This is a genomic window from Chitinophaga sp. YIM B06452, from assembly GCF_039655965.1.
Lineage (GTDB): Bacteria > Bacteroidota > Bacteroidia > Chitinophagales > Chitinophagaceae > Chitinophaga.
The window spans coordinates 819,458-841,359 of record NZ_JAWLKY010000002.1 but is presented as its reverse complement, the minus strand read 5'-3'; the positions used below and the strand labels follow the sequence as shown (position 1 = coordinate 841,359).

Below are 21,902 nucleotides of genomic sequence, written 5' to 3'. Positions count from 1 at the left end.
TCTATTATTTTTATCCAAATAAACGTTATGATCAATTCTTAACCGGAACGGTGTGGTCCCTATGCTGTAACCGCCATATAGCGGAGCCGGGGGACCGATACAGCATCTCCGGGAGTGAACAACCAAACGGGCGAATAAATAACAGTGAACAATAAACAGTGAACAATTTAACAGTGAACAACTTAACAGTGCGTAACCAAACGACCTGATGCCTAAACTATTCAACCAGATCAAATTCTAAATTTCCCGGCACAAAGGGGTTCAGATGACTGATGGATCTTAAATGAGATCCGGGCGGCGCCTTGTGCTATACAATATGCCTATAAGCGGGACTGCAAAAGGTATGCGGGCCGGCATTCCCCTTTATTGCTACAATGAAAATTCCACAGTAATACCGTAAAAACAGTAAACAATGAACGTATGAAAAAAATGACTACTAGCATCCTATGCTATCGGCTTTTGCGTGCGCGCAACTGGCCGGGCATCCCTCTCTTTTTATTATGCCTCTTCGGCAGCCCGGGCCTCTGGGCGCAGTCCGTCAGGAGCATCCAGGGCAACATCGTAGATGAAAAAGGCAACGGCATCCCCGGTGTGACGGTGTTGATCAAAGGCACCAAAACCGGCACCAGCGCGGATGAAAAAGGCCGCTACGTGGTGCAGGTGCCTGCCGGCAGAGACACGCTGTCGTTTACCTTCATAGGTTACGTCACCAAAGATATGGCCATTGGCAACCGCAGTACCATCAACGTGCAGATGGAACCAGCGTCCGCCACGCTCGGCGATGTGGTGATCGTGGGGTTCGGCACGCAGAAAAAAACGAGCCTCGTCAGTTCTTTAGCCACCATCAACCCTAAAGAGATCAAAGGCCCCACCAGTAACCTCACCACGATGCTGGCAGGCCGCATCTCCGGTATTGTTTCTTTCCAGCGCTCCGGCGAGCCCGGTGCGGACAATGCGCAGTTCTTCATCCGCGGCGTCGCGACCTTTGGCACCGGCAAGGTGGACCCGCTGATCATGATCGACGGCGTGGAGAGCGATAATACCGCGCTGGCGCGCCTGCAGCCGGATGATATTTCGGGGTTCACCGTATTGAAAGACGCCACGGCTTCCGCCATTTACGGCGCCCGCGGGGCTAACGGGGTAATACTCGTGACCACCAAGCAGGGCGAATCAGGTAAGACGAAGTTCAATGTAAGAGGCGAAAACTCCATATCATCCAATACGCAGAACTTCAAAATGGCCGACAATATCACTTACATGAACCTGGCCAACGAAGCCGCGCTGACCCGCAATCCCCTGGGCGCGGCGCCTTACACGCAAAACAAGATAGATCATACCGCAGCCGGCGACGACCCGCTGCTGTACCCGAATAACAACTGGGTGGATCAAATGCTGAAAGATTACACCAGCAACCAGCGCTACAACATGAACGTGAGCGGCGGTACGGAAAAAGTACAGTATTATCTTGCCATGACGTACAACGTGGACAACGGTACGCTGAAGATCGCCCCCATCAATGATTTTAACAGCAACATCAAACTGCGCAACTACTCCGTATTATCTAACGTAACCTTGCAGCTCACTAAAACCACCAGGGCGCTGGTGAGCGTAAGAGGGCAGTTCGACGACTACAACGGCCCGGTAGGCGGCGGTTCGCGCATTGTGGCCAGCGTGCTTACGGCAAATCCTGTAGCATTTCCCGCCATCTACCCGCAAAGCTACCTGCCATATGCCAAGCACCCGCTGTTCGGCAATTCCCTTATCCCCGGCACCACCCGCGACCTGTACATCAATCCCTATGCGGAAGCAGTACGCGGCTACCAGCAAAGTAATAAAAGCACGCTCAATGCCAGGCTGGAGCTCAACCAGGATATGTCTGGCCTTACGCCCGGCCTCAGCGGCAGGGTAATGGCCTATACCACGCGTTACTCCGCCTTCGATGTAGCCAGGATGTACAATCCCTACTACTACCAGGTGTTTACGGAAGATGGCAAAACGCCCGCAGGCATTTATCATCTCAACAACAACATCCCGGGCATCGGGCAGATCGGCAGCGAAGCGCCGACGGAGTACCTCGATTTCAGGCCGGGGCAGCGCGTGCAGAATACCACCACTTATATGGAGGCGCAAATGAACTACGGCCGCACGCTGGGTAAACATAACGTTACCGGCATGCTCATCGGCCGCATGTTCAATTACCTGAACGGCGGCGAAACAAACCTGCAGCTATCGCTCCCCAAAAGGAACCTGGGCCTGAGCGGCAGGTTTACCTATGGCTTTGCCGACCGTTACCTTATGGAATTCAACTTCGGGTATAACGGTTCCGAAAGGTTTGCGCAGAACAACCGCTTCGGCTTCTTTCCTTCGGCGGGTATCGGCTGGGTCGTGTCTAATGAATCATTCTTCAGCGGCCTCCGCAATACCATCGACAACCTGAAGTTCAGGGCGTCTTACGGGCTGGTGGGCAACGACCAGATCGGCCGTGATGTGGACCGCTTTTTCTTCCTCTCGCAGGTGAACCTCAACGACGGCGGCCGCGGCGCGGTTTTCGGCGAGCGTTTTGGTTACATCCGGCCGGGCGTATCTACCCAGCGGTATGGCAACAACAACGTGACCTGGGAAAAATCGCGGCAGCTGAACTACGGCATGGACCTGACGATGTTCAGGAACGCGCTCACCATCACAATTGACGCTTACAAATACAAACGCTCCAACATCCTGATGACGCGGGCGGACATACCGTCTACAGTCGGCCTGCAGGTAACGCCGCAGGCCAATACCGGCGAGGCTTCCAGCGAAGGGGCCGAGCTGGCGCTGGATTATAAGAAGAACTTCAGCAACAATTTCTGGATCACCACGCGCGGCACCTTCACGTATGCCACCAGCAAGCTGCTGGTAAATGAAGAACCGGAATTTGACGCCAGCCGGCGGCACCTTTCGAAAGTGGGCTGGTCGCTGCGGCAACGTTTCGGGCTGGTGGCCGAGCGCCTTTTCATAGACGAGAAGGATGTGGCCAACGCTCCCCGCCAGATCGGCGATTACATGGCCGGGGATATCAAATACCGCGACATCAGCGGCGACGGGCAGATCACCACAGACGACGTTGTGCCTATCGGCCTGCCGGATCAGCCGGAGATCATGTATGGTTTCGGCTTTACTGTGGGCTTTAAGAATTTCGACCTCAGCATGTTCTTCCAGGGGTCCGCGCGCAGCACCTTCTTTATCAATCCCATGGCCATTTCACCGTTCATCCGCAATCCCGTCAACCCGCTTGACATCGACCAGCGTGTAAACGGCGGCCAGAGCGGGCTGCTGAATGTGATCGCGGAAGACCACTGGTCTGAGGACAACCGCAACTCCTACGCCTTCTGGCCGCGCCTGGGCGACACCTACGTGGACAATAACCTGCAAACCTCCACCTGGTGGATGCAGGACGGCGCATTCCTCCGTTTGAAAACGACAGAGCTGGGATACAACTTCTCCAAAGACCTGGTGCGCCACATAGGGCTGCAAAGCGGCAGGTTATACCTCAGCGGTATGAACCTGTTTGCGATCAGCAAGTTTAAAATGTGGGATCCTGAAATGGGCGGCAACGGGCTCGGGTATCCCGTGCAGCGTGTATTTAACATCGGCGCCCTCATCGGGTTTTAATGATTCCAAAAAGTTATGATTATGAAGAAAACGCGATTAATATATGTCATGTTGGGCCTCGGTTTTGCGGCGGCGTCGCTGCCGGGCTGCCAGAAAGGGTTCCTGGATGTAACGCCGGACAACATTGCAACCGTAGACCTTGCATTCAATTCGCAAAGCGAAGCAGAGAAATACCTGTTCACCTGTTATTCCTATTTGCCTGACGACGGTGAACTGCAATCCAATCCTGCTTTTATGGGAGCGGATGAAATGTGGATGGAGTTTCCGACCGTGAGGATCAGCAGCTACGTCTGGAACATCGGCCGCGGCAACCAGAACAAGGCTGCGCCTTACGTGGACTACTGGGGCGGCGGCGGCTCGCTTTACCGCGCTATCAGGGACTGCAACGTATTCCTCGAAAATGTGCGGGACCTTTCAAAGATCCCCGACCTGGGCGCCGATATGCGGACGCGCTGGACGGGGGAGGCGCAGTTCCTGAAAGCCTATTATCACTACCTGCTGCTCCGCCAGTACGGCCCGATTGTGATCGTCGATAAAAACCTTTCGATCGATGCGCCGATCTCCGAAATGAGGGTGAAACGCCGGCCGGTGGATGAAGCGGTGAATTATATCGCCAACCTGCTGGATTCCGCTGCCACCCGTTTGCCTGACCGCATCCAGAACACCGCCACGGAAATGGGCCGCCTCACGAAAGTGATAGCCGCCGCAACGAAGGCCAAGCTGCTGGTAATGGCCGCCAGCCCGTTGTTTAACGGCAACCCGGATTATAATAATTTCAGGAACAAAGATGGCGAGGCGCTGTTCAACCCAACTTTCGACCCTGCAAAATGGCAGCGCGCGGCGGATGCCTGCAAAGCCGCCATCACGGCCGCTGAGGCTATCGGTCATGCCTTGTACGAGTTTCCCCCGGCTTCCGAGTTCAGGATAAAAGACACCACACGGATCCAGATGAGCCTGCGCGGCGCCGTAACAGAACCGCTGAACAGCGAATCGATCTGGCCGATGACCAACTCGCTGACCTTTAACCTGCAGGCGCTTGCCATGGCGCATACGGACCCTGACCAGGCTACCAACACCGGTTCTTTTGCGGTGATGGCGCCCACGCTCAAAATGGTGTCGCTGTTCTACTCGCACAATGGCGTGCCAATCACGGAAGACAAGACGCTGAACTTTGCGAATCCCACTGAGCTCAGAACAGCGGTGACCGCGGAGAAATACAACCTGATAGAAGGCTACCGCACCGCGCGCATCAACTTCGACCGGGAGCCGCGTTTCTATGCCTCGCTGGGCTTCGACGGAGGTATCTGGTACATGTCTAACAGCAAAAGCAACTCAGATGATAATACCTGGACGGTGCAAACCAAAAAAGGGCAATTCGGCAGCGGCATTGCCATTCCCATCACCGGTTATTACCCTAAAAAGCTTGTGAACCGGAAATTCATCTGGCAGCCCAACAACAGCATCTTCGTTGAAAACTACGCCTGGCCGGGCATCCGCCTCGCCGATCTTTACCTGCTTTACGCCGAAGCGCTCAATGAAGCGCAGGGGCCTGTTGCAGACGTGCATAATTACGTGGACAAGGTGAGGAAACGCGCGGGGCTGAAGACCGTGGTGGAATCATGGACCAACTATTCCAGCAACCCCGGCAAGTTCAGCTCCAAAGACGGCATGCGCGCTATCATCCGCCATGAAAGGACCGTGGAGCTTGCCTTTGAAGGGCAGCGCTTCTGGGACCTCAGGCGCTGGAAAGAAGCCGGCGTGCAGCTGAACGGCAACATCCAGGGTTGGGATACCAATCAGTCTGACATCAATCTTTATTATAAAACCCTTACGTTCTTCGCCCAGCGTTTTGTAGTGCCGAGAGATTATTTCTGGCCTATCAGCGAAGGAGATATACGCGTTAACCAGAACCTGGTGCAAAATCCAGGCTGGTAATTATTCATCTCAAAAATCGCATCGAACATGAAAAAATATCTGATCATACCAATACTGCTGGTGCTGGCCGCCGCCTGTAAAGAGGAGGTGCTGCACGAACCCGTGGAAAAAAGCAAGGGAGCGCCCGGCGAAGTGTCGAAGGTGGAAGTGCGCAACGGGAACGGGTTTGCGGAGATCACCTACCTGCTGCCTTCCAACCCCGACCTCTCGTATGTAAAAGCGGTATATGAAGTGGGCAAAGGCACCAAACGCGAGATCAAGGCGTCGTATTACACCAACCGGATGACGCTCGATGGTTTTGGCGATACGCTGGAACATAAAGTAGAACTGTATGCCGTAAACCGCGGGGAAGAAGCATCAAAACCGGTGACCATCACCGTAAAACCGCTGGTGGCGCCTATCGTGCTCACTTTCCGGGACCTGAGAGTAGTGGCTACCTTTGGCGGGATCAACATCCAGGCCATCAACAAATTCCGTTACCCGATGGTGATCATGCCCATGCGGGATACGACCGGCAGCGGGCACTACGGCAACCTGGACAACATCTATACGGAAGACTCCCTGATCAACCGCAACATCCGCGGAATGGACACGGTGCTCACTAAATTCACGTTCGCCATCCGCGACCGTTTCCTCAATTATACAGACACTTTGTATGTTTCACTGAAGCCTATCTTTGAGCAGGCGCTCAACCGGCTGGACTTCAGCGCCGTTAAGCTGCCCAACGATGCAAAATTCGTGTACGGCACCAACCAGGAAATGATGTGGGACGGCAGGGCTGGCCGCGGGTGGCCCAGTGCATTCGTGGATGAGGCCGCGGGCTCGCCGCAATCTTTCACGATCAACCTCGGCAAAACGGCCGTGCTCAGCCGCATTAAGATCAGGCCTTACGAAGAGCTCGGCTCCCAGTTTTACGTGCGGGGCTCCCCCCGGTTTTTCGAGGTATGGGGCTCCAACAACCCTGACCCCTCCGGCGATTGGGCCAGCTGGACCAAACTGATAGACGGTGAAGTGATCAAACCCTCCGGGCAGCCCTATGGCACCGAAACCGGCGCCGACCGTGATAAGGCCATAGCCGGATGGGAATTCGATTTTCCTCCCGGCCTGCCGCCTTACAAATACCTGCGCTTTCGCTGCCTGCGCACCTGGCAGGGACACTTTGGCGTCTGCATTGCGCAACTGCAACTTTGGGGCGCGCCTATGTAACACTGATCAAAAAAACTGACATGAAAAAACAGATAATATCACTTGCGTTGATCGCTTTGGCGGCTGTGGCCTGTACCAAAAGCGACGACTATAAAAAATACCAGGTCAGCGGTGAAATACCTTACCCCGGCGTAATGGATTCCGTAAAGATCCTGGCCGGCAAAAACCGGGTATTACTCACCGGGCTGTTCACCTCCGATCCCAAGATCACCAAATACCGCATCTTTTGGAACAACCGGCAGGATTCGCTGGAAGTGGCGGTTGAGCGCAAAGGCTTCGTGGATACGGCCCGCACGTTTATCAACAACCTGGCCGAAGGCGCTATCAGCGTTGAAGTGAGAACTTACGACGCCGCGGGGAATAAATCCATTCCCATATTTGCAGTAGGCAACGCGTACGGCACGCAATACGAAAGCGGCGTCAGCAACCGCAGCGCCAGCGCCACCACCGTTACTAAGGGCGGCCTGAAGATCACCTGGACGCCCGTTTCTCCCGGCAGCCCCTTCACCCGCCTGACCTATACCGCCACCGACGGAACGGTCAAAACCATGCGGGTGCCCGGCAGGGATGAAACCACGCTGGTGCCGGATTATCAATACAACACCAAGTTGCTGGTACAAACGGCTTACCTGCCGGAAGCCACAGCCATAGACACTTTTTACACCCTCAAACCCGATACGCTGATCAAATCCAACGCACTCGCAGGCGTATATTCCAGCAGCGGGGTCAGGACCAATTACACCGGCCCTGTTTCCAATAACGTGGTGGCAGGCACCAATGCGCTTTCCGGTGATAAGACCGCTACCGCGCTCGGCGCCGATAAAATAGAGCTGGACTATGCCAACCTGGGCGGCAACGGGTGGAAGTATGTTTTTTCCTACAACGGAACAGCGATGACAGTAGCGCCCAATGCCACGATGGCGGGAGCCATAGCCGCCGGTTCGTTTATCGTGCACAGTATTTCATACGATAAAGCTACAGGCATCATCACCGTGAAAACCGCTTATACCAATACCGCGGGCGACGACCGGGTAGTGGAGGAAACGCTGACATTGAAATAGACCAAAGGCGTATTAGTGAAAGATAAAGGCCGTCCGGGGTTTAGCCGGGACGGCCTTTTTTCCTGCCGGAACAACCGTAGAAAACGCATATCCAAACAAGTAGCGGCGATCGCAGTTCCCTGCTGCAACACTACTACTATCAGTAGTCCGCAAACCCCCGACTTTGCCTACTTTTCCGCCTGGATGAATTTGATAAAAAAGGGTAATATGAGATTACTCAGGAAATTGCTGTGGACGTACATGCCGATCTTCGTGATAATGCCCGTTTTCTTCATTGTATTATCGTTGATCCCAGACCGTTACGCCTCCGCCTACCGTGATACAGGGCGGAAAGTCTTTATCAAAAAAGAAGCCGGCGGGTATACCCTTTACCGGAACGGCCGTCCTTTTTTCATACAGGGCGCCACCGGCAACGCCTTCCTGGCGCAGCTGCGCGAAGCGGGAGGGAATACTATCAGGACGTACGATACCCTGCAGCTGGCTGCTGTACTGGACGAAGCGCAGAAAAACGATATAGCGGTGATCGTCGGGCTGCCGCTGCCCATGAGCGTGTACCGCGATTATTTTTATGCGGACGAAGAAAAAGTAAGTGCGGTGACAGAGGCTTTCCGCAGCACCGTTGCCCGTTATAAAGATCACCCTGCCCTGCTGATGTGGTGCCTGGGCAACGAGCCTGTTATGACCTGGAAACCGGGCTACAGTGCATTCTACAAAGCATACAACCGCATGCTGAACATGATCCACGCCACGGATCCCGATCATCCGGTTACCACTACCATTCCCAATTTCAATATCGCGCAGGTAATGATGATCCGCAACAAAGTGCCGGGGCTGGACCTTATTTCCTTCAACACATTCGGTAAGCTGGAACAGTTGAACAGCCAGCTAAAAAAATACAACTGGCTGTGGAGCGGCCCCTTCCTGGTGATGGAATGGGGCGCATACGGACCCTGGGAGTCTGAAGTGACGGCCTGGAAAGCTCCGCTGGAAAACACCAGCACCAAAAAAGCAGAACATTACCGCCATATGTACCGCAGCCTCATGCCGCTGAAACATCCGAATTTCCTGGGTTCCACCGTTTTTTTCTGGGGTGCGAAGCAGGAAGTGACGCCTACCTGGTTCAGCATGTTCTCCGACTCGGGCGGGGCTACGGAATCGGTGGCGGTGATGAAGGAATTGTGGAAAAGGACAAAACCCGACACTGCGTTGCCACGGCTGAAATATATGCTGATAGACGGCAAAGGCGCGCGGGACAACCTGATGTTCCGGCCCGGCAGCGCACGGTTCGCCGAGTTTTTCCTGGAAGGGGACAACAAAGCGAAGATCGCTTCCGTGCGCTGGCAGATCATGGAAGAAGACTGGTATAAAAACGATAAAAAGAAAAAACAGCCGGCGGCATTGCTGGATACGCTCGCTGGTATAGACAGCGGCAGGAGGCTGCTGTTCAAAGCGCCGGTAAAGGAAGGCCCTTACCGCATCTATGTCAGCATTGCGGATGGAAATGGAAATATCGCCACAGCGAACACGCCGTTTTATGTATTGAACTGATCTATGTCTGAATTGAAACAAGCGCCATCGCCAACGAAAGGTGAACTGCTCTCCCTGCGGCTGATGATCCTGATCGGGACCATCAGCCTGGGGTGTTTTTTATATAACCTGCTGAAACCCGCCAACATTACCCACGCGCCGCTGTACTGGATGTTCGTAACAGCGACCATCTTCTCCTGCCTGCGCATCCTGCACGAATGGTATCATTACCTTTTCATTTCCGTTCCTAAACCGGTAGAAGGAAACAAACCATTCACGGTCGATATTTTCACCACCTTCTGCGCCGGCGAACCCTACGATATGGTCGTGGAAACGCTCACGGCCATGCAGGCCATCAGGTACCCGCATACCTCCTGGCTCTGCGACGAGGCGGACGATCCTTATCTCCGCGAAGTATGCCGGCGCCTGGGCGTGCGGCATGTTACGCGCAGCGACCGGAAAGATGCGAAGGCGGGGAATATCAACAACGCGCTCCGGTTCGCCACCGGCGACCTCTGCGTGGTGCTGGACCCTGATCATGTGCCCGTGCCTGAGTTCCTCGATCCCATCGTGCCGTTCTTCAACGACGAAGAAGTAGGGTATGTGCAGATCGTGCAGGCCTACTACAATATCGGCGACAGCCTTATCGCGAAGGGCGCGGCACAGCAAACCTTCCAGTTCTACGGCCCCATGATGATGTCTATGAACCGCTACGGCACCGTGCTGGCCATCGGCGCCAACTGCACCTTCAGGCGCAGCGCGCTGGATTCCATCGGCGGCCACGCGGCCGGGCTGGCGGAAGACATGCATACTTCCATGCAGCTGCATGCCAAAGGCTGGAAGTCCGTGTACCTGCCGGCGGTGCTGGCGCAGGGCAGGGTGCCTTCCACTTTATCCGCTTATTACAAGCAGCAGCTCAAATGGGCGCGCGGCACCTTCGAGCTGTTTGTGACCACCTTCCCGAAACGTTTTAAGCAATTCAGCTGGCGGCAGCGTTTCCATTACGGTACCATTCCGTTTCATTACCTGTCGGGTTTTATATTTTTGATCAACTTCCTCGTGCCTGTGCTCTCCCTCGTCATGGGCGTGATCCCGTTCCGGATGGACCTTGTAGAGTTCACGCTGCTGGCGCTTCCCTTTCTGAGCGCCACGCTGGCCGTGCGGCATTTTGTACAGCGCTGGGTGATGGGCCGGGGCGAACGCGGGAACCACGTGCTGGGAGGCTTCCTGCTGATCGGCACCTGGTGGGTGCACATCCTGGGTTTTGCGTACACGCTGATGCGAAAGGAAGTGCCTTACATTCCCACGCCGAAAGACGACCGGGAAGAAGATAACTGGAAACTGAACATCCCCAACATCCTCGTGGCCGTTTGCACCCTTGCCGCCATCATTTATGGGTTGCAGATCGAATGGAACCCTTACACCTGGATTATGGCGGGCATAGCGGGGCTCAACCTCGCGGTGATGCTGTTCAACATCGTGGTGAGCCGTGAAAAGGATATCCGGTACTGGCGTGAACGGTTCCGCCTGTTCAGGCAGAGCTTCGTGTATTATAAATTGGCGAAGCAGCAGTTCTGGAACTTCCGGCACCTGCTATATGCCGGGCTGAGGATCTTCGCGTTCCCGATCATCCTGTTCGTGTCATTCTTTACGCTCTATATCTTCGGCAATGCCAGGCATACAGGTTCTGTTCCGCTGTCTGAAAACGGGCGGCAGCGTGTGTTCTATACGGGGCTATATAGTCCTGCCGGGCAGAACGGGCTGACTTCCATGGCGGAAGTGCGCGGCCTGCAGGAAAAATTCAGCGCGCAGTTCAATATCATTTCACTCTACATCCCCTGGGGCGACGATGGCCGCGGCGACTTACCGCCGCAGCTGATGCGGGACATTTACCGCAACGGCTCCCTGCCGCTGATCACCTGGGAGCCCTGGGTTTCCGGGTTCAGTTATTCCGCTGCGGATCCCGATCTGCAATCAGATAAAAATGTATTCGAACATCTTGTTGCCGGGCGGTTTGATGCTTACCTGGAGCGGTTTGCCGGGCAGGTGAAGGCGCTGAATAAACCCGTGTATATCCGCTTCGCCCATGAGCCGGACAATCCCGCTTACCCCTGGTCGCCGTCCGGCGGCAATTCGCCGGAAGACTTCAAGGACGGCTGGCGGTATGTGCATGATTTTTTTGCCAGCCGCCGCGTATACAACGTGATATGGGTTTGGAATCCCTGGAAGCCTGCCGCGGCGGAACGTTATTTCCCCGGTATGGCCTACGTGGATTGGATCGGCATGACCGGTCTCAATTATGGCGCGCTGAACCATGACGGGAAGCCGTATTCCTTCCGGGAATTGTATGAGCCTTTCCACCGGAAATATATTTACCGTTCAGGCCTTCCCGTGATGGTGGCGGAAGGCGGCAGCATCCGGCCGGAAGGGCAGCAGCAATGGCTGGAAAATGCAGTGAAGGATATTGCGGGCGAATTCAGGGAAATAAAGGCCTTCGTGCTGTTCAATGCTGGTAACGACGTGAATGTGCCTGCGAACAGTGCGGGTGTGAGCAGTATAGACTGGCGGCTGGATGACCCCGGCGGATTTTTTCACGTCATGAGAAAACTGAATGCCGCCAAAACAGGGCCGGCAAAATCGCTCCACTATATCCGTACGCCCACGGGCGCCCCGGTGGCTAAAGCGCTTCCATACGAACGCCCGGCCGCTGTGGTTGAAGGAGTGAAAGAAATCCAAAATGTTCGTATACCCGGCGCCGTTCCCAAAGCCATGCAATGGATGGATACCATCCGCGGGGTCAATTACCAGAAAGGGGCGAACTGGTTCCGTAACCTGTATATGCTTACCCGGAAAGAAGTTACCAGCGACTTTGCGCAGATGCGCAGGATGGGTATCAATACCATACGGCGTTACGGCCCCGGCGTGTATGACCGGAATATCTTTATCGCCGCGGAAAAAACGGGCATGAAGATTCATTACGGGTTCAGGCTGCCTTCCATTACAGATGCCATTGCCGGCGGGAAGCAGCTGGCAGGGCAGGCGGAGAAGATCGTGGAGCATGTAAGAGCATTGAAAGATCATCAGGAGATCAGCGCCTGGTATATTACCAATACCGCTTTCCCGATGCTGCGCCTCCGTTTTCACAAGCCCGATTACCTGTATCAGCAAAAGGCGTACACCGCCTGGTTGAAGCAGCTGGTGGCGGATATCAGGAAAGAAGACCCGGAGCGGCCCGTTACCATAGATATCGAAGCGGATACGGATATAGTGGAGCTGAGCCAGTATTTGCGCGATGAGATCCCGCAGGCGGCTGCATTAGGCCTTGCGCCGGTTGATGCGAACAGCCTGGTGAAGATAGCTGCCGTGCCCGCGCCGCACTTCATCAGCGCAGTGTCTGCAGAGGATTATGGAAAAATAAGGAAAGATGCGGGCGGCGTGTTCATTACCGCCTGGCAGGACCAGGGTTCGGCCGGCGGCCTGTCTTTCGACGGCCTGCTGGATCATGAAGGAAGATACAAGCCCGGGTTTTACCTTTTGCAGCAATTGTGGAAGCAGGCCGTGGCGCCGGAAATACTGCCGGGAGTGAATATCCTGCGGCCAGCCGAAACCGCGAAGGAAAGCAGCCGCCTGGTGTACAGGGCCGTGGTGCGGCATGGCGAAAACTGGAGACTGGCCGCCGAAGCAGGGTCTTCACTTCGTTACGAATGGCACCTGGTACGGAAGGACAGGAGAGGGGAAACCGTGATGATGAAACGCCTGGGCGAAGGCCCGGATATCGCGCTGGATGTGCCTTTCAATCCCTCGGCCTACCGCCTTTACCTTACTGCCGCCCGCGGGCGCAGCGTGGTAACGGCCACGGTTACACTGAATACGCCGTTGTGACGGAGGTATCGTATATTTAGTGTATAAACGAGTACTTATGAAAAACCTCCGTTGCACCGCATTGGTTTTATCCGCTGCCCTCCTGGCCCTTGCAGCCTGCGCCCCGCGCCCCCGGACGGTGAAGCTCACATACGGCCAGCATGATATCCAGAAACAGTTTGACACCCTGTACAACAGCCAGCAAACCTCCGCGGGATTCTATAAAGGATTTTTTGAACAGGCGCTTGCCACCTGTCACCACGAAAAAGATTCCGCTGTGAGGCAGGATGTAATGTCCAGCATGTACCTGGACACCACTACCAACCGCTACAATTGCATCACCAGCACCGTGTTTTCTTTCCCTGGCGGAACGGTTACGGCATCGGGCGTGTTCAGCATGACGCCGGGTGATACGATAGCGCCCGATCATGATTTTCCCGTTACGGGCGGGTCGGCGGGTTACGCGGGCGTGAGCGGGAGATATACGAGAAAGTACGAAGGCGGGGTTTATTATGTAGAGCTGACGCTGAAGCAATAAACGCATCCGGCTTACCGAACAATGACAAATTAAAACACGCATGCCGCGCAAAGGGACCGGGTTAAAATATGAGCAGTAGTGTGAAAGAATCTGCGTAAATGGCCCTTGCTAGAAAAGAATAGGGTATATTTTGTTAAAGAAAATATAAAATTAACCGCAAAATCGTCTTATCTTATCCTCGAATCGGGATCAGTCACAACTATGTCAGATCGGAGCATCAAATTTTATTATTGAAAGAGAAGGGCATAGTTTAGAACCAGGAAATGTAGACGCCCTGAAATGAGCATTTAAAAAATCTGAGGACCGGGACATGAAAAGGGGAGGAGAGCAAAGAGGCCCCTTAGAGCAACCAAAAGCACAAGGCCGGGAAATAGCCCGGGAAAAAGGATTTACGGGAATGAATGGGAATAGTTTAAAACCAAAATCAAATTAGAAGCATTCCATCATCATGAATGCGCTGCCCGGAGAGATCAGTGAATTACGGCGGCAAGTATCAACCAAATTGATGGCCATGCGGCACAGTGAATCAAAAACTAAAAATCTGTTTTCCAATTTTATTATCAGTTGCCAGCGTACATGAGGAATTTTTCGCGAACCATCAGGACGTATAACTAAATCGATTTTGCATCAGGTATCAGAACAGATGGAAACGTTACTCTTTTACTCGCGCCATGCACTAAATTATTTTCATTATGACATCATAGACTACCAGACTACCATTATCTGAACGCATTGCCGGTTCCTGATATGACCAGGCATGATCCCCCCCGCTGCTATCCCGCATAGCGGCCAGGCCGTTTATTGCCCTGTATTACGCAATATATTCCTAACCATAAAAACAAAGCATGACCTGACGCTAACTGTATATGACCAGATTGATCAGCACTCGTATTGAAAACGTAAAACAACCAAAATTCAAGATTATGTTTAAAAGAACTCTCTACCTGATGTTCCTGCTCCTGCTATCCCTGCACGGGCTTGCCCAGGAGCAGAAGGTTACGGGTACTGTGAAAGACAGCACCGGTACCCCGTTGCCGGGCGTTACGATCACAGACAAAGACCTGAAGAACACCGGCACTGTTTCCGATGCAAACGGCAACTTCTCGCTTACCGTAAAAGGCAATTCAAAGATCCTCGTATTTTCCATCATCGGCTATAACACCAAAGAGGTAAGCGTTTCCGGCAGAACCAACGTGAACGTGGTGCTGGAAGTGAATTCCAAAATGCTCGGCGACGTGGTGGTGATCGGCTACCAGGAAGTTTCCCGCCGCAAGACCACTGCTTCCATCGCTACCGTGAAAGGCGAAACCATCGCCAACCTGCCTGCGCCCAGCGTGGACATGATGCTGCAGGGCCGCGTATCTGGTGTGAACGTGCAGAACTTTTCCGGTGAGCCGGGCATTCGCAACACCGTGATCGTACGCGGTAACTCTTCCGTATTGCGCGGCTACGACGAAGCACGCGCGCTCAGTTCCCCGCTTTACGTGATAGACGGGGTGCCCACCTCCGTGACGGAATTCGGCGGCATAGACGCCTCCGGCACCGGTACCAACGCCATCGCGGGCATCAACCCCAACGACATCGAATCACTGGACATCCTCAAAGACGCCTCTGCCGCCGCCATCTACGGTTCCCGCGGCTCCAACGGCATCATCATCATAAAGACCAAACGTGCCGCAAAAGGTAAACCGATGTTCAACTTCAGCACCTACATGGGGCTCTCTATGAAACCCAAGCTGACGGAAGTAGTGGCCGGTGCCGAAGAACGCAGGATGAAGCTGGGCGTGCTGGACCTTTACAACGGCTACATCGACGATGAGACCCTGCCGATGATGCTGACGGACAGCCTCAACCCCGACTTTAACAACGCGACCGACTGGCAGAGCTATTTTTACCAGAACGGGAAGATCAACAACTACGACCTGTCTATGTCCGGCGCTACCGATGCGATCAATTACCGTCTCAGCCTCGGGCATTACCGCGAAGAGGGGATCGTGAAAAATACCGGTTTCAAACGTTATTCCATGCTGGGCAGCGTCGGCTCGCAGCTGACGCCCTGGCTGAACAATATGACGCGCTTCCGCCTCACCCGTACAGACAGGCCCCGCAGCATCAACGAACGTACCGGCAGCTTCTTCGCCTTCGATTCCTACAGCCTGCCGTCTTCGTTCTATGCGCTCACGGACAATACAAAAGATTACCTGTTAGGCAACGATAACCGGCTGGATAAGAACATCAACAATAACGTACTGTTCACCACCGTTTTTACCGCCAATGTAACGAAAGGCCTTACCCTGAACGCAACGGCGAACTATGAGAACAGGAGCTCCAACCGCGACTACTACCAGCCGTCAGTTGTGAGGGACAATAAAATGGGATATGCATATTTCTACAGCGATAAAACAGAGATAGCCTCGCTTTACACTACTCTCGAATATACCAAGGCTTTCCGCGAGCACAACTTCAACTTCATTGCCGGCCAGAATACAGAATACACTAAATGGGCCTGGAACTACGGAGATGCAGACCTTGTGCCCAACGATTATGCCTGGACGGTGAATGTGGCCAACAAACAATTCTCGAACACCGCCTCGTCTGTAGATGAGACCGGCCTGCAAAGCCTTTTCCTGCGTATGAACTATGACTTTAAGGAACGTTACTTATTGTCTGCATCCATCACAGGCGATGCCTCGTCCAAATTCGGTAAGGATAACCGCTGGGGTAAATTCCCCTCTGTTTCCGCCGGCTGGATCGTGTCTGACGAGCCGGCTATACAAAACACCATCAGCTGGCTGAATTTCCTGAAGATCCGCGGCAGTTACGGTATTGTCGGTAACCAGCCCGAGAGGAACTACCTGGGCTATAACAACTATGTGGTGAACAGGGCCGGTTTTGCCGACAATGGCGGAGTTACTTCTTACAACGGCACTTCCGTGATCACGCCCAACTACCTGGACGGGATCGCGCAGAAGGATCTTTCCTGGGAAGAATCCAAAATGGGCAATATCGGTTTGGAAGCCGGGTTGTTCAAAGACAGGGTCCGCTTCGTGGTAGACGCTTACAAACGTGAAACCACCAAAGGCTTCTTCCAATACCTGCTGCCTAATGCCAGCGGTTATACGCAGGCGCAAACAAACGCCATCGGTGTGCGTAACGCGGGCATAGAGGTGACCATCAACACCCGCAACCTCGACCCGAAGAGCGCGCTGCAATGGTATACAGACATTACCTTCTCCTATAACCAGAATGTGATCACCGCGCTGCCGAACGGCGGCCGCAGCATCGTTTTTAACTATAATACCGGCATTTACGGTTCTGATTACCTGCTCTCTGTAGGGCTCCCGGCCAACCAGTTCTATGTATTCGAATACAAAGGTATCTATGCCCGCAATGAAGACGTGCCTTATAACTTTCTCACCGGTCAGCCGATGAAGAACTTCGTAGGCTGGGATTATTTCGGAGGCGACCCGATCCTCGTGGACCAGGACGGCAACTTTGACCTGAAAGAGCCGATGGACCAGATCGTGGGTGGCGACCCCAATCCCAAATATTTCGGCGGTATCCTCAACAACTTCACCTGGAAAGGATTTTCATTCGGCATATTCCTGAACTATACTTTCGGCCGCGATATCCTGAACAGCTACAATAACCGCCGCTACGAATACCTGTTTGAAGGCACCGGCGACGGCGGTGAGATCAATCTTGCCAAACGCGCTATCATGGACATCAACAAGCTGAACTTCTGGAAAAAACAGGGCGACATTGCAGACCTTCCCACTTTCTCCCTCGTAAGATCACAGCGTTCTCCCTACCGTTTCCTGGATAAGAGTACGATGTACATTGAAGACGGCAGTTATCTCCGTATCAAGACCATTACGCTGGGATACAATTTCAACAACGACATCCTCAGGAGATTGAAAGTGAAGCGCCTCCGCCTGTATGGTGTGATAGACAACCTGCACACTTTCCAGAAGAGCAACATTCCCGATGCAGAAGCGGTGAACGCTTATGGTGTGTACGACGGCGACGGGTACCCCATTCCTAAAAAGTTCACCTTCGGCCTGGACTTCGGCTTCTGATGACCGTGAATTATTGTAACATCTAAACTGAAAGAAATGAAACGAATCCAATATATACTGCCGGCGCTTTTAACCATTGGTTTTTTGTTTGCAGGCAGTTCCTGTAAAAAAATACTGGAGCTGGAAAGCAAAAATGTTCCCTCCAGCAACAAGTTCTGGAAAACAGACAAAGACGCGCTGGCGGGCCTCCTGGGCGGTTACTCCCTCCTGCGCGACGCATTGACGGATGAGAACAGGTATTACGTGTATGGCGACGTGCCCGCTAATACCTTCGAGATCACCTACAACTCCGATTATTCCATCCACCAGATCCGCGACGGTTCTTTCGATGGCGTGTACTACGGTTACCTCGAAAACCTCCAGGACTGGACCAAGTTCTATAAAGCCATTGCACAGGCCAACCTGCTCATCGAAAAGATCCCCGGGATCCCCGATGCGGCTTTCGAACGGAATGTGAAGAACCAATACCTGGGCGAATCCTACTTCCTGCGCGCTTATAACTACTTCTTTATTTCCCGCGTATGGGGAGATGTGCCCCTGGTGCTGGAAGCGGTGGAAGACGTTTCCGAAGCGAAGAACTATGGAAGGGAAAAACAGGACGTTGTGCTGAAACAGGCCCTGGCAGACCTGGATCAGGCCGTGGCCATGCTGCCGCAGGCGCCTCTGTCCATCAGCGACCGCGGCCTGCGGGCAACCAAAGCAAGCGCGCTGGCTTTAAAGGCCCACATCCACGCCTGGATGAAGGATTACGTGAAATGCGAAGAAGCGACCCGCGACCTGGTAACCAACCCCGGCAGCTACGGCCTCACCTTCATCACCGATTCCGCTTCCTACGCTAAAATGAGCATCGGAAAATCTACCGAGGCCATTTTCGAGATCAATATTAACTATGACCAGAACGAAGCTTCCTGGAATGGAGTTGGCGAGAAAACACTCTGGACGCCTTTCCTGGCTACCCGCATCATAGACAAGAACAAGGACGGCGTACCCTGGAGAGTGCACCAGGGAACCATGAGCAACCTTTTCTGGGAAGCGGGCGACAAACGTTCCTCACATTGGTTCTATTATGACAGCCAGGCGGATATTTACATGCTCACGAAATATTCCAACGTGATCTATAAAAATAGCGCTGAAACGAAAGACCCGCGTTATTCCAACAACATCCTCATCTTCCGCCTGTCAGACATCATCCTGCTCAGGGCTGAAGCGCTGTACAAAACAGGGAAGGAAGGAGATGCGAGAACACTGCTGAACATCACCCGCAACCGCGCAGGCATCGGCGACGTTGACCCTGCGCTTACCGGCGTTGATTTCTTTTACGAGCTGATTTGGGAAAGAGGCCGTGAACTGTATGCGGAAGGGCATTTCTACTGGGACTTGATGCGTACGGACATTGCCACTGAGTATTTCAACCCGGTGTTCAAGGAAGCAATGCATCCCGGCAGCTCCACCTATGGCCGCAATTACTGGCCCATCCCGCGCAAGCTGTTCAAAGACAATTTGCTGATGAAACAAACCGCCTACTGGAACGGCAGGCTTTAACCTGATCAAAAAACGACATTATGAAACACACCATAAAAATGCTGATGGCCGCCTTGCTGATCGCCTCTTTTGTATCCTGCAAAAAAGACGATTACTTCATCGGGGGCAGCCTGCACAACCCGCAATTCAACGGCACCACTTACGAATACCTGAAGACCAACCCGCTATTTGACACGCTGCTGCTGCTGATAGATAAAACCGGCCTGAAGGATGAAGTGAACGCCGCTAACACCACCTTTTTCGCGCCTACAGATTATGCGATCCAACGGTATGTGAAAGACATAGTACAGGAGCGCAAGCGCCTGGAAACCGGCGACGAGAACCTGGTTTTCGAGTTCAGCGAGCTGAATTTCGCGCAACTGAAAGACTCCCTGCGGGCATATATTTTCGGGGAGAAAATAGAAAGAGCCGGGTTGAATAACGTAGGTAAATATTATACGTCTAAAGACGGGGAACAGCGCCACATCACCCTTTGGGACGATCCGACCCAGGATTATAGCGGAAGCGGGCTCACCAATATTCCCAAGTATATTTACTTCACCAAGGTAGTCGGCACGCTGGACCCTGAAGATAACAGGAGCATTCCTGAAGAGCAGCGCGACATGCGCATGCGGTGCCAGACCTCCGGCATCCTGACCACCAACGGTGTATTACATGTACTGACCAACGGGCATACTTTCACATTTGCAACCGCACCTAAATAGATTATTTTATGAAGAAACATATCACTTTTCTCAATTGCGCAATGCTGGTGGTGCTGGGAGCCGGGTTCTTCTCCGTGTCGTCCTGCGAAAAAGTGCCCATCGGCTATATCAGCGACCAGATCCGCTACGTGAACGATACTTTCCGCGTGCCCAGGGGCACGAATTATAAAAGCGAGCCGAAGGCTTTCGAGCTGGACGGGTCCAATTACCCGATCAGCGTAAAGCTGCTGGAAGTGAGGGATCTTGCTACGGGCAAGCCTACCAACGTCTTCAGCGAGTCGCATGAAGTGTATATCTGGAATGCCCTGTTCGATGTGAACAAAGATACCACGGTAGCCCTGCTGAATAAAAAACGTTCCAAACAGAACGTGCCGGCCCTGGAGATCGTGGAAAAATCAGGCCAGCTGATCCTTAATGAAGGCTCCCTGGGCATCCCGGTCGGCAAATACGCTTTCGACCTCCAGGTGACCAATGGCAGCGGTACCAAGACCTTCAAGAACATCGGTATCATAGACATGATGGATCAACCGTTTGAAGACAAAGGCGGCGGTTGCGCTTACTTTATTGACGGCACCAATACCAGCGGTGACATTGGTCTTCCCACCGTGACCTATAAAAAGATATCCGACGATGGTTACCAGGTTCGCCTGAAAGTGACGGATAAGCACGGAACAGCTTTCAACCCGAAGCTGGGAGAACTGATGAAACGCGGCGACAGGCCCCTGTTCGAGACCTACGCCAAGTTCAACCCGGTACAATATACCGATACGACGATGATCTGTAACTACGAGCTTACGCCGTTCCCCATCCTGGAATACCCGGGCTACGGCTACCTGATGTATTACCGCATCCCCAGCAGCAAAGTAGTGATAGACCCGGGCGTTGTAACAAACCCCAAGCCCGGCGAAACCTACAACGTGAACCCCCGCTGGGCGTTCCGCTTGCTGGTGAAAGGCACTTACGAGGTAACCGTGAAGCTGCAGAAAGTGACGAGAAAACCTTAACGATAACGAAAAAAACACCAAACGCCCGGCCCTGCTGCCGGGCGTTTTTGTTCCCGGCCGGTTGTAACATTTGCAGGTTCAGCCCCGTTTTAGTGGAAATAATTCCGCATGAAGTTATATCTCTATCCCTTTTTCCTGATCCTGGCCGGGCTTTTGTTTGTTTCCTGCAAAAAGAGCAAGGATGACGATATCGCCTATTACAAAGAATTTACGAACAGCTACAGGGCCTTCGACGATTTTAAGGCATCTTCGGGCAACTCTTACAGCTTCACGGTGGTCACTGCCTCATGGGCATGGGGGAGGTCCGGCACGGAAACTACCATTAAAGTAAAGGATGGCAAAGCAATTGAGCGTTCATATGTGTCCAAACGTGTGGTTAATTACACCACCAACGAGGAAGTGATCCTTGAACAATGGACCGAGGACGAAGCCAGCCTCCGTTCCCATCAAAGCGGTTTTACCCTTTTCACCCTGGATGAAGTATATCAGAAAGCAAAGACGGACTGGCTGTTGAAAAGGAACGATACCGACACTTATTTCGAAGCCGGGAACAATGGCATGCTTTCCAACTGCGGGTACGTGCCGCGCGGCTGTACAGACGATTGTTTCACCGGCATTACTATCAGTGCGATCGTAAAACTGTAGGGTATTGAACAAAATGCTGGTCTAAAAGCGACAATAATTATAAAAGACTACCTTGTACTTAACCCATACAGATGGGAACAAGCAGTGAAAAAAAACTGGTTTGTTCCCATTTTTTGTTGAGTCATATACTTGTCAACGGCAACCGTAAA

At 53.3% G+C, this 21,902-nt stretch carries 12 protein-coding genes; all 12 read left to right on the top strand.

All coding sequences use genetic code 11. The annotated features are described in order from the left end of the window. Positions 1-429 precede the first annotated feature (429 nt). The 12 genes from R3I13_RS13140 to R3I13_RS13085 all read left to right on the top strand — a co-directional run bounded on the left by R3I13_RS13140 (position 430) and on the right by R3I13_RS13085 (position 21,753). Positions 430-3,651 (top strand): TonB-dependent receptor, encoded by a 3,222-nt coding sequence (locus tag R3I13_RS13140; RefSeq protein ID WP_346318417.1) that lies wholly within the window; start codon positions 430-432, stop codon positions 3,649-3,651. A 21-nt stretch (positions 3,652-3,672) separates the two neighbouring features. Beyond that, positions 3,673-5,586: a RagB/SusD family nutrient uptake outer membrane protein gene (locus tag R3I13_RS13135; protein ID WP_346318416.1), complete on the top strand. Its 1,914-nt coding sequence runs from the start codon at positions 3,673-3,675 to the stop codon at positions 5,584-5,586. Positions 5,587-5,613: 27 nt separating this feature from the next. Continuing rightward, the gene (locus tag R3I13_RS13130; RefSeq protein WP_346318415.1) at positions 5,614-6,792 is read left to right on the top strand and encodes a DUF5000 domain-containing lipoprotein; all 1,179 of its coding nucleotides are present in this window, start codon (positions 5,614-5,616) and stop codon (positions 6,790-6,792) included. 20 nt (positions 6,793-6,812) lie between these two features. Beyond that, the gene (locus R3I13_RS13125) at positions 6,813-7,853 is read left to right on the top strand and encodes a DUF4998 domain-containing protein (RefSeq protein ID WP_346318414.1); all 1,041 of its coding nucleotides are present in this window, start codon (positions 6,813-6,815) and stop codon (positions 7,851-7,853) included. Between the two features lie 207 nt (positions 7,854-8,060). Beyond that, a complete protein-coding gene (locus tag R3I13_RS13120) occupies positions 8,061-9,401 on the top strand; it encodes a glycoside hydrolase family 2 TIM barrel-domain containing protein (RefSeq protein WP_346318413.1) in 1,341 nt (446 codons plus the stop codon). Between the two features lie 3 nt (positions 9,402-9,404). Then, complete coding sequence (locus R3I13_RS13115) at positions 9,405-13,262, top strand: glycosyltransferase family 2 protein (RefSeq protein ID WP_346318412.1); 3,858 nt, start codon at positions 9,405-9,407, stop codon at positions 13,260-13,262. Between the two features lie 37 nt (positions 13,263-13,299). After that, a complete protein-coding gene (locus tag R3I13_RS13110; RefSeq protein ID WP_346318411.1) occupies positions 13,300-13,779 on the top strand; it encodes a hypothetical protein in 480 nt (159 codons plus the stop codon). Between the two features lie 923 nt (positions 13,780-14,702). Further along, a complete protein-coding gene (locus R3I13_RS13105; RefSeq protein WP_346318410.1) occupies positions 14,703-17,858 on the top strand; it encodes a SusC/RagA family TonB-linked outer membrane protein in 3,156 nt (1,051 codons plus the stop codon). 36 nt (positions 17,859-17,894) lie between these two features. Beyond that, positions 17,895-19,400: a RagB/SusD family nutrient uptake outer membrane protein gene (locus tag R3I13_RS13100; RefSeq protein ID WP_346318409.1), complete on the top strand. Its 1,506-nt coding sequence runs from the start codon at positions 17,895-17,897 to the stop codon at positions 19,398-19,400. 20 nt (positions 19,401-19,420) lie between these two features. Then, a complete protein-coding gene (locus R3I13_RS13095; protein WP_346318408.1) occupies positions 19,421-20,104 on the top strand; it encodes a fasciclin domain-containing protein in 684 nt (227 codons plus the stop codon). Between the two features lie 8 nt (positions 20,105-20,112). Further along, complete coding sequence (locus tag R3I13_RS13090; protein ID WP_346318407.1) at positions 20,113-21,108, top strand: DUF5007 domain-containing protein; 996 nt, start codon at positions 20,113-20,115, stop codon at positions 21,106-21,108. A gap of 108 nt (positions 21,109-21,216) precedes the next feature. Continuing rightward, positions 21,217-21,753, top strand: a complete 537-nt coding sequence (locus R3I13_RS13085; RefSeq protein ID WP_346318406.1) for a hypothetical protein — start codon at positions 21,217-21,219, stop codon at positions 21,751-21,753. Positions 21,754-21,902 lie beyond the last annotated feature (149 nt).

Bases quoted from the DNA above. Each gene is read 5' to 3' on its own strand.
- R3I13_RS13105 (WP_346318410.1), top strand. From the start codon at position 14,703: ATGTTTAAAAGAACTCTCTACCTGATGTTCCTGCTCCTGCTATCCCTG.
- R3I13_RS13090 (WP_346318407.1), top strand. From the start codon at position 20,113: ATGAAGAAACATATCACTTTTCTCAATTGCGCAATGCTGGTGGTGCTG.
- R3I13_RS13095 (WP_346318408.1), top strand. From the start codon at position 19,421: ATGAAACACACCATAAAAATGCTGATGGCCGCCTTGCTGATCGCCTCT.
- R3I13_RS13085 (WP_346318406.1), top strand. From the start codon at position 21,217: ATGAAGTTATATCTCTATCCCTTTTTCCTGATCCTGGCCGGGCTTTTG.
- R3I13_RS13135 (WP_346318416.1), top strand. From the start codon at position 3,673: ATGAAGAAAACGCGATTAATATATGTCATGTTGGGCCTCGGTTTTGCG.
- R3I13_RS13115 (WP_346318412.1), top strand. From the start codon at position 9,405: ATGTCTGAATTGAAACAAGCGCCATCGCCAACGAAAGGTGAACTGCTC.
- R3I13_RS13100 (WP_346318409.1), top strand. From the start codon at position 17,895: ATGAAACGAATCCAATATATACTGCCGGCGCTTTTAACCATTGGTTTT.
- R3I13_RS13110 (WP_346318411.1), top strand. From the start codon at position 13,300: ATGAAAAACCTCCGTTGCACCGCATTGGTTTTATCCGCTGCCCTCCTG.
- R3I13_RS13130 (WP_346318415.1), top strand. From the start codon at position 5,614: ATGAAAAAATATCTGATCATACCAATACTGCTGGTGCTGGCCGCCGCC.
- R3I13_RS13140 (WP_346318417.1), top strand. From the start codon at position 430: ATGACTACTAGCATCCTATGCTATCGGCTTTTGCGTGCGCGCAACTGG.
- R3I13_RS13125 (WP_346318414.1), top strand. From the start codon at position 6,813: ATGAAAAAACAGATAATATCACTTGCGTTGATCGCTTTGGCGGCTGTG.
- R3I13_RS13120 (WP_346318413.1), top strand. From the start codon at position 8,061: ATGAGATTACTCAGGAAATTGCTGTGGACGTACATGCCGATCTTCGTG.